The sequence below is a fragment of the Fructobacillus sp. ESL1129 genome, from assembly GCF_058507945.1.
Genome location: NZ_CP196668.1, coordinates 453,340 through 466,639, shown reverse-complemented (window position 1 = coordinate 466,639; position 13,300 = coordinate 453,340). Strand labels below are relative to the sequence as shown.

13 protein-coding genes are annotated in these 13,300 nt (G+C 47.4%); 11 read left to right on the top strand and 2 right to left on the bottom strand.

The window, feature by feature from the left end; translation table 11 throughout:
- Window positions 1-11: 11 nt before the first annotated feature.
- From ACSYSL_RS02280 to ACSYSL_RS02240, 9 genes are all read left to right on the top strand, one after another.
- The gene (locus ACSYSL_RS02280) at window positions 12-611 is read left to right on the top strand and encodes a non-canonical purine NTP pyrophosphatase (RefSeq protein WP_491708941.1); all 600 of its coding nucleotides are present in this window, start codon (window positions 12-14) and stop codon (window positions 609-611) included.
- 124 nt (window positions 612-735) lie between these two features.
- Entirely contained in the window at window positions 736-1,767 is a 1,032-nt protein-coding gene (locus tag ACSYSL_RS02275; protein WP_420889346.1) for a tRNA dihydrouridine synthase, read from the top strand.
- A 128-nt stretch (window positions 1,768-1,895) separates the two neighbouring features.
- Window positions 1,896-3,032 carry a cation:proton antiporter gene (locus ACSYSL_RS02270; RefSeq protein WP_491708940.1) on the top strand — a complete coding sequence of 379 codons (1,137 nt, stop codon included), beginning with the start codon at window positions 1,896-1,898 and terminating at the stop codon, window positions 3,030-3,032.
- Window positions 3,033-3,135: 103 nt separating this feature from the next.
- Window positions 3,136-4,671 carry a UDP-N-acetylmuramyl-tripeptide synthetase gene (murE, locus tag ACSYSL_RS02265; protein WP_491708939.1) on the top strand — a complete coding sequence of 512 codons (1,536 nt, stop codon included), beginning with the start codon at window positions 3,136-3,138 and terminating at the stop codon, window positions 4,669-4,671.
- Window positions 4,664-5,911, top strand: a complete 1,248-nt coding sequence (gene coaBC, locus ACSYSL_RS02260; protein WP_491708938.1) for a bifunctional phosphopantothenoylcysteine decarboxylase/phosphopantothenate--cysteine ligase CoaBC — start codon at window positions 4,664-4,666, stop codon at window positions 5,909-5,911. The genes murE and coaBC overlap by 8 nt, the downstream gene beginning before the upstream one ends.
- A gap of 44 nt (window positions 5,912-5,955) precedes the next feature.
- Window positions 5,956-6,204, top strand: a complete 249-nt coding sequence (locus ACSYSL_RS02255; protein WP_010690669.1) for a hypothetical protein — start codon at window positions 5,956-5,958, stop codon at window positions 6,202-6,204.
- A 211-nt stretch (window positions 6,205-6,415) separates the two neighbouring features.
- The gene (gene argS / locus ACSYSL_RS02250; RefSeq protein ID WP_338342118.1) at window positions 6,416-8,107 is read left to right on the top strand and encodes an arginine--tRNA ligase; all 1,692 of its coding nucleotides are present in this window, start codon (window positions 6,416-6,418) and stop codon (window positions 8,105-8,107) included.
- Between the two features lie 59 nt (window positions 8,108-8,166).
- A complete protein-coding gene (locus tag ACSYSL_RS02245) occupies window positions 8,167-10,236 on the top strand; it encodes a PBP1A family penicillin-binding protein (RefSeq protein ID WP_491708937.1) in 2,070 nt (689 codons plus the stop codon).
- Between the two features lie 43 nt (window positions 10,237-10,279).
- Complete coding sequence (locus ACSYSL_RS02240) at window positions 10,280-10,636, top strand: YlbF family regulator (protein ID WP_010690683.1); 357 nt, start codon at window positions 10,280-10,282, stop codon at window positions 10,634-10,636.
- Window positions 10,637-10,732: 96 nt separating this feature from the next.
- Here ACSYSL_RS02240 and lexA read toward each other — a convergent pair whose 3' ends face one another.
- Window positions 10,733-11,365: a transcriptional repressor LexA gene (gene lexA / locus ACSYSL_RS02235; RefSeq protein ID WP_010690685.1), complete on the bottom strand. Its 633-nt coding sequence runs from the start codon at window positions 11,363-11,365 to the stop codon at window positions 10,733-10,735.
- Window positions 11,366-11,561: 196 nt separating this feature from the next.
- Here lexA and ACSYSL_RS02230 point away from each other — a divergent pair, with 196 nt between their 5' ends.
- Complete coding sequence (locus tag ACSYSL_RS02230; RefSeq protein ID WP_010690686.1) at window positions 11,562-11,783, top strand: YneF family protein; 222 nt, start codon at window positions 11,562-11,564, stop codon at window positions 11,781-11,783.
- 49 nt (window positions 11,784-11,832) lie between these two features.
- On the opposite strand, the gene ACSYSL_RS02225 is transcribed toward ACSYSL_RS02230, so the two are convergent.
- Window positions 11,833-12,462: a lysophospholipid acyltransferase family protein gene (locus ACSYSL_RS02225; RefSeq protein WP_491708936.1), complete on the bottom strand. Its 630-nt coding sequence runs from the start codon at window positions 12,460-12,462 to the stop codon at window positions 11,833-11,835.
- A 61-nt stretch (window positions 12,463-12,523) separates the two neighbouring features.
- Between ACSYSL_RS02225 and ACSYSL_RS02220 the strand changes: the two genes are divergently transcribed.
- A complete protein-coding gene (locus ACSYSL_RS02220; RefSeq protein WP_010690689.1) occupies window positions 12,524-13,291 on the top strand; it encodes a tRNA1(Val) (adenine(37)-N6)-methyltransferase in 768 nt (255 codons plus the stop codon).
- The last annotated feature ends 9 nt before the right edge of the window (window positions 13,292-13,300 follow it).

The following is a 13,300-nucleotide window of genomic DNA, read 5'->3' as shown; positions in this document are numbered from 1 at the left end:
AGATGGTCAATATGCGTTTTATCTTTGCATCAAATAACGAAGCCAAAACTCGGGAATTAACAAAGTTAGCCAAGGTTTTGGGGCACGAAATCGTTTCTTATCGGACTGTTTTGGGTGAGAAATTGACTTTTCCACCAGAGAGCGAAACGGACCAGGAGAGCAATGCCCGGGGGAAGGCTGCTTTTATCCACCAGTTCTTGCCCAATGACTGGATTTTGGCCGATGACACGGCTTTTTTTCTGGAGGCCTTTCCGGAACGTTTTGGTGTAAAGGCGGCCCGCGAATTTAAAGCGCTGGGTCTGAAGGGGATTCAGGAAGAAAATGCCTATTTACTCGATCTTTATGCAAATATCCCAGCTGAAAAACGAGGAGCCTATCTCTTATCAACCATGGCGGCTTGTTCGCCCACTGGCGAAATCACCGTGGCTGCTTGTCGGGGTGGGGTCGCGCTGACTCAGACTCCGGTTGGCGGCCCGGACCTGGGTGGCTTGACGGATCTTCTGTTGGCTGAAAACGGCAAAACGTTATCCGAGATGCCACTGACAGAGGCCGTTCATTATCACGATCGGGCACGTACGTTAACTGCCTTGGTCCAACAATTGCAACGCTAAAATCAGAAAGTCCACAATTTTTGTGGGCTTTTTTGTATCGGTCTAGGCAGTGACTTTGTCGGGAACTTGAAAGCGTGCTAAAATATAAAGGTTAATTTTACGTTTGGCTAATGGCCACGAAGGAGTGCTTATGCGACAGGCAAAGTCAGCTTACTGGCAAAAAATTGTTGATGATGCAGTGGATGAAAAGGGGAATCCTCGTCCGTTCTTTTCCATGGCGCCCATGGAAGCGGTCACCGATACCATTTTTCGCCGAGTTGTTGCGAAAGCAGGGGGACCGGATGTCTACTACACGGAGTTTACGAACGCAGCCTCAATGGTTCATCCGGAAGCTAAGTTTTCCATTCAAGGCCGTTTGGCGGTAGCGCCAGGAGAGCAGATGCCCATTGCGCAAATTTGGGGATCGACTCCTGAAGCCATTGCTGGGGCTGCGAAGTTGCTACCTGAAATGGGTTATGAAGCCGTCGACATCAACATGGGTTGTCCGGATGGTACGGTGATTAAGAATTCCTCTGGTTCGGATTTGATTCGTCATCCCGATCGCGCCCTGGAATTGATTGAAGCAGCGAAGGAATCGGGATTACCCGTTTCTGTTAAGACACGTCTAGGCTTTTACAAAGTCGACGAGTACCATGAGTGGCTTGAGACCATTCTGAAGGCCGACGTTCAGGTTTTGACGATTCATTTGCGTACACGGAAGGAAATGTCCAAGGCGGATGCCCACTTCGAATTAATTGACGATATTATTGCAATGCGGGATGAACTGGCACCAAATACCCTGTTGCAAATTAATGGGGATATTAAGAACTATCAACAAGGACTGGAACTGGCCGCTGAGCACCCGGGTGTTGACGGCATTATGATTGGAAGGGGTGTCTTAGAAGATCCATACGCCTTCAATCATGAACCAAAAGAGCACCAATTGTCTGAGTCCATCGCCTTGCTCGAGTTGCAACTGGATTTGTTTGATGAGGTCACCAAAACCGTGACGCCTAAACACTTTGAAGCCCTCAAGCGTTACTTTAAGATTTATCTCCGTGGTTTTGCCCACGCTTCACAGTTACGTCAACTACTAATGACGACGCACTCGACCGAGGAAGTACGGGCGATTTTGGCCGAACATGTGGGCAGCCTAGTGAAGAACGAGGACCGCTAAAAGGGTTTATGGTATACTGAAATTAATTGAATTGAACTTTGGTTGAGGTCGTACTCAAGGATTTACCTAACGGGGGAGTTAGGTAAGTTTTTGGTACGACTTTTTTAATTGGTTAAAAGGAGGAAATGATGTCTGAAGTGACGCTTGCAAGCATGCTTTTTGCCGCATTGTTCTGTGGCTGGTTGGCCGAAAGAATCGGCCTACCAGGTGTCGTTGGTCAAATTGGAGCAGGACTATTGATTGGACCAGCCGGTTTTGCCTTCCTTTCAGCGAGTCAGGTAACGGATCACTGGGCCGAAATTGGGGTTTTGTTGCTGATGTTCTTAGCGGGAATTGAATCGGACGTTGACTTGCTAAAGAAGCACTTTAAGCAGTCCTTTTCCGTCGCTTTAGCGGGCGTGGTGACACCCTTTACCGTTTTCTTTGTTTTTGGACATTTACTCGGCTATGGTAACGAGCAGGCGCTACTTTGGGGTGTCTTGTTTTCGGCAACCTCGGTCTCCATAACGGCACAAATTTTAACTGAGTATAAGCAGATTAAATCAGAAGCGGGCACAACCATTCTTGGGGCGGCGGTGATTGATGATTTGCTGGCAGTGCTGATGTGGACGGTCTTCGAGACGACTTTTGGTTTAGGGGGCGGCCAACACATGGGCTTGGGACTGACGGTCTTTTTGATGCTCGCTTATCTCGCCACTTTGTTACTTTTCCTTTACTGGGCTTTGCCAAAAGTCATCGCTGTTTTAACCAAGGTGGCTCATCCGGCCATGGTGGTGACGGTTGTGTTTTCTCTGATTCTCTTTTCCGCATACTTTGCAGAAGAACTAGGACTTTCCGGTGCCATCGTGGCCTTCCTGCTAGGACTGCTTTTTTCTCGTTTACCAGTCCATGAGGGAGTTGAACACGGTATCACGATCCTCGGCAACGTTTTATTTATCCCCATTTTCTTTGTCAATATCGGGTTGAAAGTCAGTTGGACCGGTCAAGAAAAACACCTTTGGTTGATCATTTTGCTCACCGTATTAGCCATTGTGACAAAGTTTGTTGGCCCGGTGTTGGGTGCTCGACTCACGGGAATGGCCAAAAGACCTGCTCACATTGTTGGCGTTGGCATGGTTTCTCGTGGGGAAATGGCTTTAGTGATTGCTAACTTGGCATTAGCGGCTCATTTGTTGAAAGCTGATGTTTACGCGGCAATGGTACTGGTGATCTTATTGACCACCATTTTTACACCGATTGCCTTAAAGCCAATGCTCAAGCGTTGATTGAACTTTTGATAAACGGCTGTGAGGCCCAGTCAGTGACTGGGCCTTTTTTGGTTGAGTGTTTGCAATGAGGATGACCATCCTATGCTATAATCAAGGTATTATGAAATTATCTTCAAAACAAGTAACGACCCTCTTAGAGGAACAGAATTTATTGGTTCAAGAACCGGTTTCGGAACAGGTTTTTGACTTTTTACACTATGATTCGAGGCGAGTAAAGGGAAACACCCTCTTTGTTGCCAAAGGAGCCTTTAAGGCAGCCTATTTAGACGGCGTCCAGGGTGTGACCGGACTGGTGGCAACGGAAGACCTCGGACTGGACGTGCCTCTTTGGCTAGTGACGGATACGCAAAAAGCCTTAGCGGTTCTTTCGGCTGCGTTTTTCGACTATCCTAATCAAAAGCTCTGGATTGGTGCCTTTACCGGGACCAAGGGGAAAACAACGGCGGCTTATTTTGCCTATAATATTTTGAAGGAAGCCACTGACGGGAAGACCGCACTCTTTTCGACCGTGAACCGGATTGTTGGACCCAACCCCGAAGATAGTAAGAAATCCGATTTAACGACCCCCGAATCCTACGAACTATACAAGGACATGGCTCGGGCTGTTAAAAAGGGGATGACCCACTTGGTGATGGAGGTTTCCTCGCAAGCTTACCTGAAGAACCGGGTGTACGGGTTGCGCTACAACGTTGGTGCTTTTCTCAATATTTCGCCAGACCACATTGGTCCGAACGAGCATCCGACTTTTGAGGACTACCTAGCCCATAAAGAAATGCTATTGGACCACTCCAATCAGGTGATTTTAAACGCTGGCATGGATTATTTTGCCGAAATCCATCAGCGGGCTGCTCGGAAGCACAATCAAGTGTTGACTTTTAATCGACAGGGGGCGGACAGCCAGTTACCTGACTTAACTCCAACGGTTGCCTTTCATTCCGACAAATCTGAATTACATGATTCGTATTTTACGGCTGAGGTCCTGGTGAAAGAACCGGCTTTAGTTGAATTGAACGGTTCGTATCGTTTGAACCTGCCTGGTGACTTTAACGAGGAGAACGCAACGGCGGCGTTGATGATGACCGCTTTAGCCGGTGCCAAGTACGACGATATGAAAAAGGGGCTCGATGAGGTCACGATTCCTGGTCGAATGCTCTCCATGGTTTTGCCTGGGCACGGGGTGGCCTTTGTTGACTACGCCCATAACTTTGCTTCCTTGAACGCCCTTTTGGCTTTTGCCAAGGGGCAGTCGCCAGAAGGACAAGTCATTGTGGTCTTGGGCGCACCCGGTAACAAGGGTGTTTCCCGTCGGTTAGACTTTGCCAAAGTCTTATCGAAGCAAGCGGACCAGGTGGTCTTGACAGCCGATGACCCGGCCTTTGAAAAGCCAGAAGACATTTGTCAGACAATTGCCTCGGCCATTACCAATCCAGCTGTGACCATCCACTATCAAATGGATCGGATTCAGGCCATCCATGAGGCGGTTGCGCTAGCAGGACCGAATGACCTGGTCGTCGTTGCGGGTAAGGGAGAAGACCCATATCAGAAGGTAAATGGCGTTGACACTCCCTATATTGGCGATTTTGCGGTCGTCAAAAACTGCCAACAAGAACTTAAAGAAGGAACTTTTCATGCCTAGTATGGAACAGCCTTTGACAAATAAAAAAATCTTACTTGCGGTGACGGGTGGCATTGCTGCCTATAAGGCTGCCGAACTGGTTCGTCTCTACGTTAAGGCTGGGGCGACTGTGAAAGTCTTGATGACTAAGACGGCTGAAACCTTTATATCGGCAAAAACCCTGGCCATTTTATCAAAAGAAGCCGTGCTGACTGACGCCAAACAGGGTGAATCTTCCGCCGTTGAGCACGTTGCCTTGGGACGCTGGGCGGATGCGTTGGTACTGGCACCAGCCACTGCTAACACGCTGGCCAAAGTCGCGAATGGTCTGGCTGATAATGTCTTGACCGAAACCATCATGGCTGCCACCGCCCCGGTCAAAGTACTGGCACCCGCCATGAACGACCAGATGTATGCCAACCCAGCCACCCAGCGCAATTTGGAAACGCTCCGAAAAGACGGGTGGCAAGTGGTGGGCCCCGAAACTGGTTTTCTAGCGGAAGGGTATGCGGCCAAGGGCCGTTTGGCTGCATTGTCAGAAATTATGACGGCCACTACACAGGCCCTGGAGGAACTAAGTGCCGAGCAGGCGCTAGTTCACAAGCGGCCACTTGCTGGTCGACAAGTTGTGGTAACAGCCGGTGGGACAAAGGAAGCCATTGATCCAGTCCGTTATTTAACGAATCGTTCGTCTGGAAAGATGGGCTACGCCTTAGCTGAAGCAGCGCTTGCAGCAGGAGCAGAGGTAACGTTAGTTGCTGCGACGAAACGACCTTACTCACCAGCCATTCATTTCGTTTATGCACCTTCTGCAAAAGAGATGCTTTCAGCGGTTCAGAAGGCCATGCCGACGGCTGATGCCTTTATTGGGGCAGCGGCTGTGTCGGATTATGCATTGGCCAATCCCTTTGAACAAAAGGTGAAAAAGAGCCAACCAGATGAGCACCTTGTGCTTGATTTGATTCAAAATCCGGACATCCTAAAGACAGTTGGTCAAGAAAAGAAAGCCGGACAGGTGGTTATTGGCTTTGCTGCCGAGACCCAAAATCTTTTGGCAAACGCTGAAAAGAAGTTGGCTTCCAAGCATGCGGACATGATTGTCGCCAACGATGTAACGGCTCCGCAAGCCGGCTTTGATAAGGATAGTAACCAGGTAACGCTTATTCAAGAAGGACAGGAACCGGTATCGATTGGTCCAAAGTCGAAGCAAGCGGTTGCCCAAGACATCGTTGCCCATTTGGTTACCATACTAGATAGATAAGAATTGTGGTATAATTAGTTTCTAATAAGGAATCGGAGGCTTTCATGGCAAAGACAGACGAAGAACAAGCAGCTAAGTATCACGTGGGGGATGTGCTTTTGGCACCAGCCTACGGAAACTTGGAAAAGCCCTTTACTGGCAAAGTCGAGAAGGTTTACGACAACGCACTGCTTGTCGAAATCATTGAAAACGATCCAGCAGACCAACCCACGGTTAACGAAATGAATCACCGGGGAGTCGTTCGGATGGCTGATGTGGAAGTGATTCAGGAAGCACCGGCTGAAGAAGAATAGAAAAAGAAGAAGGCAGGATGGCTAGCATCCAGTGACCTTGGCGGTAGTGTGAGTCAAGGCTTGCCCCTGACCCGCGCCACTTTTTCTGAAACAATTTGATAAACAAAAGTGGTTGGCCAAGCTAACTATTAGAGTGGTACCGCGGGCAGGGCTCGTCTCTTCAGATATGTCGAGATGGGTCCTGCTTTTAAACATTGAAAGGGACAAAACAATGGCAGAAAAAACGGCAGTAGTAACCGCCTTACAGGCGGTTCTACCGGATTTAACAACGGAAGAAATTTCCAATAAGGTGGAAGCACCAAAAGACCATAAAATGGGAGATTTAGCCTTTCCGACTTTTACGTTGGCAAAGGTATTGAAAAAAGCGCCCCAAATGATTGCGGCTGATTTGGTCGAACAAATCGACCAGTCCGCCTTTGAAAAAGTCGTGGCAACGGGTCCCTACATTAACTTCTTCTTGGATAAGAAGCAGGTAACGGCCGAAACGTTGACAAAGGTTTTGAAAGCCGGCATGAACTACGGTGAAAACAGCGATGGGAAGGGGCAGACGATTGCGCTCGACATGTCATCGCCTAACATTGCCAAGCCAATGTCGATGGGTCACCTTCGTTCAACGGTTATTGGGAATGCACTGGCCAACTTGTCCGCTAAAAATGGTTACAAGCCAGTTAAAATCAACCACCTGGGTGATTGGGGAACGCAGTTCGGAAAGCTGATTTATGCCTACAAGACTTGGGGTTCCGAAGCGGAAGTGAAGGCAGATCCCATCGGGACATTGCTGAAGTATTACGTGGAGTTCCACGAAAAAGCCAAGGAAAACCCAGCGTTGGACGACGAAGGGCGCGCTTGGTTTAAGAAGTTGGAAGATGGTGATCCAGAAGCACACAAACTTTGGTCATGGTTCCGTGAAGAATCATTAAAGGAATTTACTGAAATTTACGATCGTTTGGGCATCACCTTTGATTCATATAACGGGGAAGCCTTCTATAACGATAAGATGGACCGCGTTGTCAAGGCATTGGAAGATAAGCATCTCTTGAAGGAGTCGGAAGGGGCACAAATCGTTGATTTGTCACCGGTTAACGAAAACCTGACGCCTGCCATGATTAAGCGTTCCGATGGGGCCACGCTCTACATGACCCGTGATTTGGCAGCGGCCATGTACCGTAAGGATACCTATCATTTCGCCAAGTCTCTCTATGTCGTTGGTGGTGAACAGCGCGAGCACTTCCAGCAATTGAAGGCCGTTTTGTCACTCCTCGATTTGCCATGGGCAGATGACGTTGAACACATTCCATTTGGGTTGATTACCTTTAACGGTAAAAAAATGTCGACTCGTAAGGGTGACGTGGTTTTGTTGAAGGACGTCTTGGACGATGCCCATGAGTTGGCTTTGAAGCAAATTGAAGAAAAGAATCCTACCTTGGCCAACAAGGACCAGGTTGCAGAAGAAGTCGGTGCTGGTGCCGTTGTCTTCCACGATCTGATGAACGATCGGACGAATAACTTTGACTTTAAGATTGACGAAGTGGTGCGTTTTGAAGGCGATACCGGTCCCTACGTGCAGTATACCAACGCGCGTGCGCAGTCCATTTTGCGTAAGGCTGGGGTAACGGTCGATCAGGACAAGATTCACTTGGACGATCCCGCCACTTGGGAAATTATTACGGCCTTGAATGCCTTCCCTGAAACGGTGCGTCGTGCCTTTTTGAATCGCGAACCATCTGTGGTGGCTAAATACGCCCTTGGTTTGGCCCGTGCTTTTAATAAGTACTACGCCAACTCTAAGATTTTGACTGACGACGATAACAAGAATGGCCGCCTTGCTTTGGTGGCTGCCGTCTCCGAAACATTGACAGTGGCTTTGTCCATTCTTGGGGTAAAGGCACCAAAGGAAATGTAAGAAAGCAGACAGCGAAACATGCTTCATGCTGAGTCGAGCAACTAGCTCTAGGAAACGAAATGGACAGAAAATTTTCAATTAAAAAGACGGCTGGTTGGCAAAAAATTGCACCAGTGTGGAATCGCTATCAGATTGGTCGTTTGTTGATTTTAATGGTCATGACCCTTTTCTTGGCGGGTTCTGCCTATGGCATTGTGAACGCGAAGACGGCCCACGTTTCATCTTTGCAGCAGTCGCTTTCACAGACGACTGACGTTTACGATAATTCGGGTGATAAAGCCGGTTCACTCTATTCGCAAAAGGGAACCTACGTCAAATATAATCAAATTGCTCCTTCGATGAAAAACGCGGTGCTCTCGATTGAGGATCGTAACTTCTATAAGGAACCTGGTTTTTCAATCAAGGGCTTGGCCCGCGCAGCCTTCTTGCTAGTTAAGAATAAGTTGACGGGTTCCGAAACCATTTCTGGTGGTGGATCGACTTTGACGCAACAATTGGTGAAGAATGCGTACTTGACGCAGGAACAGACGTTTACGCGTAAGTTTAAGGAAATCTTCCTAGCTGTTCAGGTTGAGAAAACTTACTCGAAAAACGACATTTTGACCATGTATCTGAACAACGCGTGGTTTGGTCATGGTGTCTGGGGTGTTGAGGATGCTTCTGAAAAATACTTTGGTGTTCATGCTTCGGAGTTGAATACCGAACAAGCGGCAACGCTGGCGGGAATGCTCACCAATCCTTCTGGCTTTAATCCAATTGATAACCCAGGCCGGTCAAAGGCTCGTCGAAACCTAGTTATCGAAACAATGGTTGAAAATAAGAAGATCACCAAGTCGGAAGCTACTGCTGCAAAGGCAACGAACATCACGCTTTCTGATAATTACACGGGCGATGAATCTTATCGTTACCCTTGGTACTTTGATTCGGTCATTAATGAAGCGATTAATACTTATGGCTTGACCGAAAAAGACATCATGAATAAGGGCTATAAGATTTATACAACGCTGAACCAAAAGGATCAGGAAAACCTACAAAACGATTACGAGAAGGGCTCGCTCTTCGGTAATCAGTCGGAGGCACAGGCCGCTACGGTCGTCTTAAATGCCAAAACAGGTGGTGTTCGTGCAGTCGTTGGTGGTCGGGAAACGACCCACACATACCGTGGCTTTAACCGCGCCAACCAGTCACAGCTCCAACCAGGATCGATTATTAAGCCATTGGTTGTCTACACGCCGGCCTTAGTCAATGGCTATTCCATTAATACCGAGTTACCAAACAAAAAGATGAGTTTCGGTACGAATAACTACTCGCCAAACAACGCCTTGAACGTTGAAACGGGTAATGTGAAGATGTACGAAGCCCTCGAGCATTCGTACAACATTCCTGCGGTTTACTTGCTTGATAAGTTAGGGGTGGATACTGGTTATACTTGGGGTAAGAAGTTTGGTTTGAACTTGGTTTCTTCCGATAAGAATTACGCTCTGGCACTTGGTGGTTTGACAAAGGGTGTTTCACCACAGCAAATGGCTGCTGCCTACACGACTTTTGCAAACGGCGGAAAGATGTCAGAGGCCCATTACATCACTAAGATTGTGGATGCTTCGGGTAAGACAATCGTGGCTAAACCAAAGGCTAAGCAAACACAATTAATTTCCAAGTCGATTGCCGACAAGATGACCAAGATGATGCTTGGTACCTATACCAACGGTACTGGTAAGGGGGCCACACCAACTGGCTATACGATTGCTGGAAAGACCGGAACAACGGAAAACCCTAATTCGACCAATAATTCGAACTCATCAAAGGATTCATGGGCAGTTGCCTATACCAACGATGTGGTCCAAGTTTCATGGGAAGGAATTGAAGGCAATAGTTCAAGTTCACTCCCAATTGGCTTAATGTCAACAATTGGAAACCTGGTCAAAACTTCGATGGGGCAGATTTTACCAAACACCGAAGAAAGCTCCTTTACGGTATCGGACGCTAATAAGACCACGAGTTCAGCCAGTTCATCATCTGATGGTAATTCATGGGCGGATAACGCGAAGAAGAACATTCAGAACGGGGTGGACACAACGGTTGCTGGTGCTAATAAAGTATGGGATACTGTAACAGGATGGTTCAACTAGTAAAAGTAGTTGAAGTTGTTTAGATAAGAAAGGACTGACATAAATGGCAGTAAATATTTACGATAACGCAAACGAGATGGCAAAGGTATTGACGCAAACTGAGCAATACCAATCATGGGAAAAGGCTTTCAAGGATGTTCAAGGCGATGACAAGTCAAAGGAACTCTTCAAGCAATTCCAAACGATTCAAATGACGGTGCAACAAATGATGCAGGCCCAAAAGACACCAACTCCTGAACAGGAGAAGGAATGGGACGCCATTGCGAAGGATGTTCAAGCTGACGAAAAGATCAAGGCCTTGATGGCTGCTGAACAAGTTTTGAACACGTTGCTTGGTGAAATTAACGACATCGTGACAAAGCCTGTTTCAGAAAGCTATGCAGCAGCTCATAAGGCATAAGCAGTAGAAAATGAAAAAGACGACACAGAAGTGTCGTCTTTTTTTGTGTAATGGCAAAAGAAAAAGACCAGCAAAATGCTGATCTTTTAGTAGTTTTTAGTAGATGGCATCGCGATAGAGTGATACCACCTTACCGAGGATGGATACCTGGTCCAAAATAATGGGGGCCATGGTATCGTTTTCCGGTTGCAGGCGGTAGTGGCCAGCTTCGCGGAAGAAACGCTTGACGGTTGCTTCGTTGTCCTCGTTCATCGCCACGACGATATCGCCGTTGTCGGCGGTTTGTTGACGGCGGACAATCACTTTGTCGCCATCAAGAATCCCGATGTTAATCATGGATTCACCGCGAACGTTTAGCATGAAGAGATCACCGTCGTAGGGAATTAAATCTTCGGGAATAGGGAAGAATTCCGTTGCTTCCTGTTCAACTGCCAAAATAGGTTGACCAGCGGTGACCAAACCAAGCACTGGAATCTTACCAGCGTTAGATGAAATCCCAAGCATTTCAAATCCCTTAGCGGTTACTTCGATGGCACGGGCCTTCGTTTTCTCACCCTTCTTTAAGAGATAACCATTTTTAATCAGACGGGAAATGTGACCGTGGATGGTTGAAGAAGACGAAAGGCCAACTGACTCACCAATCTCACGGATGGTCGGCGGAAAGCCGTTTTTTGATTGGTACTCGTGAATGAAGCGGAGTACCTGAATTTGTTTTGAATCCGATTCCATAGTGTTCTTCCCATTTCATTAAATCTGCTATTATTCTAGCGAAAATAAGGCGAAAAAGCAAACGCATGTTCGTAAGATTTTCTTAAGCTTGACCCTCACTCTTAAGTATTTTGAAATGAAGATTAAAAAGTCGAAACGGATGGTGATTGCTTGTGGTATACTTATCATTAGATTTTTAGAGGTAAAGGAGACCACTATGCTTGTACTAGTAGGACTTTTGGCCCTGGTTGTTGGGCTGGTTGGTGGATTCTTCTTGGCGCGCTTCACGATGAAGTCATATTTGGCCAAGAACCCACCAATCTCAGAAGAGATGATGAAGTCAATGATGATGTCGATGGGTCAAAAGCCATCACAGAAGAAGTTGAATCAAATGATGAGCCAGATGAAGGCACAAAGCCAAAAGGCACAAAAGAAGTAATTTTGCTCATCTAAAAAAGTCCCGAAGATGAATTCTTCGGGACTTTTTATTATTGCTTGGCTTTTGGATCGACGTAGACCCAATTTGGGTCGATTTCATCATCGAGCTGGGCAAAGGCTGCTTCAATCTTTTCGTTGTATTCCGCAATCACGTCGTCAGTTAATTTCACTTTCGGATCGATAACGATGGGTTCACCGAAGTTCATTGTGACGCGCTTACGCAAGAAAAGGTGGGAAAACTTGACAGGTCCCTGGTAAACGGCGGGTACGATTGGCTTTTTAGACAGTTTGGCAATCAAGATGGAACCAGACTTGAGTTTCTGTGAGTGCCTTGAACCGGAGGGAAACATGATGAGGGAACGGTCACCCGTCTTTAATTCACTGACGGGTTTGCGAATCACATCGGGACCGACGTTCTTACGGTCGACCGGGAAGGCACCCAACGAAACGATTAGCTTGCGCAGGAAAAAGTTCTTGAACAATTCCTTCTTAGCCATAAAGATAAAACGTTTGGGGTAGGCCGCCATGGCATACCAAACGGGATCCCACCAGGTACGATGGGGCGCCACGAGGATGTAATTGTCTTCTTTCGGCAAGCGATTTTTGTTCAAATAATAAGTACGTCCGTTTATAATGGAAACCAAGGTCACAACGAAGACCCGGATAAAGCGATAAAGCATAAGCTTGTCCTTTCAATATGATTTAACTGTTTAATTTTACTATAAAAGGGGACAAAGGCAAATGACAGAAGCGAATTTACAGGCTGGCGAACGGCTCGATGGTCTACCATCGCAGCAAGTGAACGTGATTCAAAACCCCGACATGTTCTCCTATTCGTTGGATGCAGTCCTTTTAGCCCACTTTGCTAAGCCGAATAAGAAGGGAAGAGGGGTGACGGTGGACCTCGGAGCGGGAACGGGTGCCGTGGGCCTTTTCTATGCCAAGAAAGTCACGGGACGGGTCATGTTGGTCGAAATACAAGCCGATTTGGCTAAAATGGCCGAACGGTCGGTGAAGTTGAACCAGCTTGACGACCGGGTTTCCGTGATTCATTCGGATATGCAAGAAGTTTTTGACCAGATTAAGCCTGGTTCCGTTGACACCGTGCTCTGTAACCCACCTTATTTTCCGGTCAAGGAAACGACCAAGCAAAATCAGGATGAGCACTACCAGATTGCCAGGCACGAGGTGGCCATTGATTTGCCGAAGTTAGCACAAACCGCCAATAAGTTGCTGAAGAACAAGGGGAAGTTTTTCATGGTGCACCGACCGGAACGACTGGCCGATATTTTTGCTGCACTGACTGCCAGGGGATTAGAAGTCAAACACATTCAGTTCGTCTACGGCAAAGCTGATCGAGAAGCAAACATGGTGCTGGTTGAAGCGATTAAACAGGGGCGTGCTGGTGGCGTACGTGTACTACCACCCATCGTCGCCTACACGGCAACCAATGATTACACCAAGCAGGTGGAAGAGATTCTCTATGGACAACCCTGGACAATTGAATAGGAGTGCTTT

Excerpts from the sequence above, each read along its gene's own strand:
- ACSYSL_RS02280 (WP_491708941.1), top strand. The coding sequence starts at position 12 with ATGCGTTTTATCTTTGCATCAAATAACGAAGCCAAAACTCGGGAATTA.
- ACSYSL_RS02230 (WP_010690686.1), top strand. The coding sequence starts at position 11,562 with ATGCTTGTACTAGTAGGACTTTTGGCCCTGGTTGTTGGGCTGGTTGGT.
- ACSYSL_RS02270 (WP_491708940.1), top strand. The coding sequence starts at position 1,896 with ATGTCTGAAGTGACGCTTGCAAGCATGCTTTTTGCCGCATTGTTCTGT.
- argS (WP_338342118.1), top strand. The coding sequence starts at position 6,416 with ATGGCAGAAAAAACGGCAGTAGTAACCGCCTTACAGGCGGTTCTACCG.
- lexA (WP_010690685.1), bottom strand. The coding sequence starts at position 11,365 with ATGGAATCGGATTCAAAACAAATTCAGGTACTCCGCTTCATTCACGAG.
- ACSYSL_RS02245 (WP_491708937.1), top strand. The coding sequence starts at position 8,167 with ATGGACAGAAAATTTTCAATTAAAAAGACGGCTGGTTGGCAAAAAATT.
- ACSYSL_RS02225 (WP_491708936.1), bottom strand. The coding sequence starts at position 12,462 with ATGCTTTATCGCTTTATCCGGGTCTTCGTTGTGACCTTGGTTTCCATT.
- coaBC (WP_491708938.1), top strand. The coding sequence starts at position 4,664 with ATGCCTAGTATGGAACAGCCTTTGACAAATAAAAAAATCTTACTTGCG.
- ACSYSL_RS02240 (WP_010690683.1), top strand. The coding sequence starts at position 10,280 with ATGGCAGTAAATATTTACGATAACGCAAACGAGATGGCAAAGGTATTG.
- murE (WP_491708939.1), top strand. The coding sequence starts at position 3,136 with ATGAAATTATCTTCAAAACAAGTAACGACCCTCTTAGAGGAACAGAAT.
- ACSYSL_RS02255 (WP_010690669.1), top strand. The coding sequence starts at position 5,956 with ATGGCAAAGACAGACGAAGAACAAGCAGCTAAGTATCACGTGGGGGAT.
- ACSYSL_RS02220 (WP_010690689.1), top strand. The coding sequence starts at position 12,524 with ATGACAGAAGCGAATTTACAGGCTGGCGAACGGCTCGATGGTCTACCA.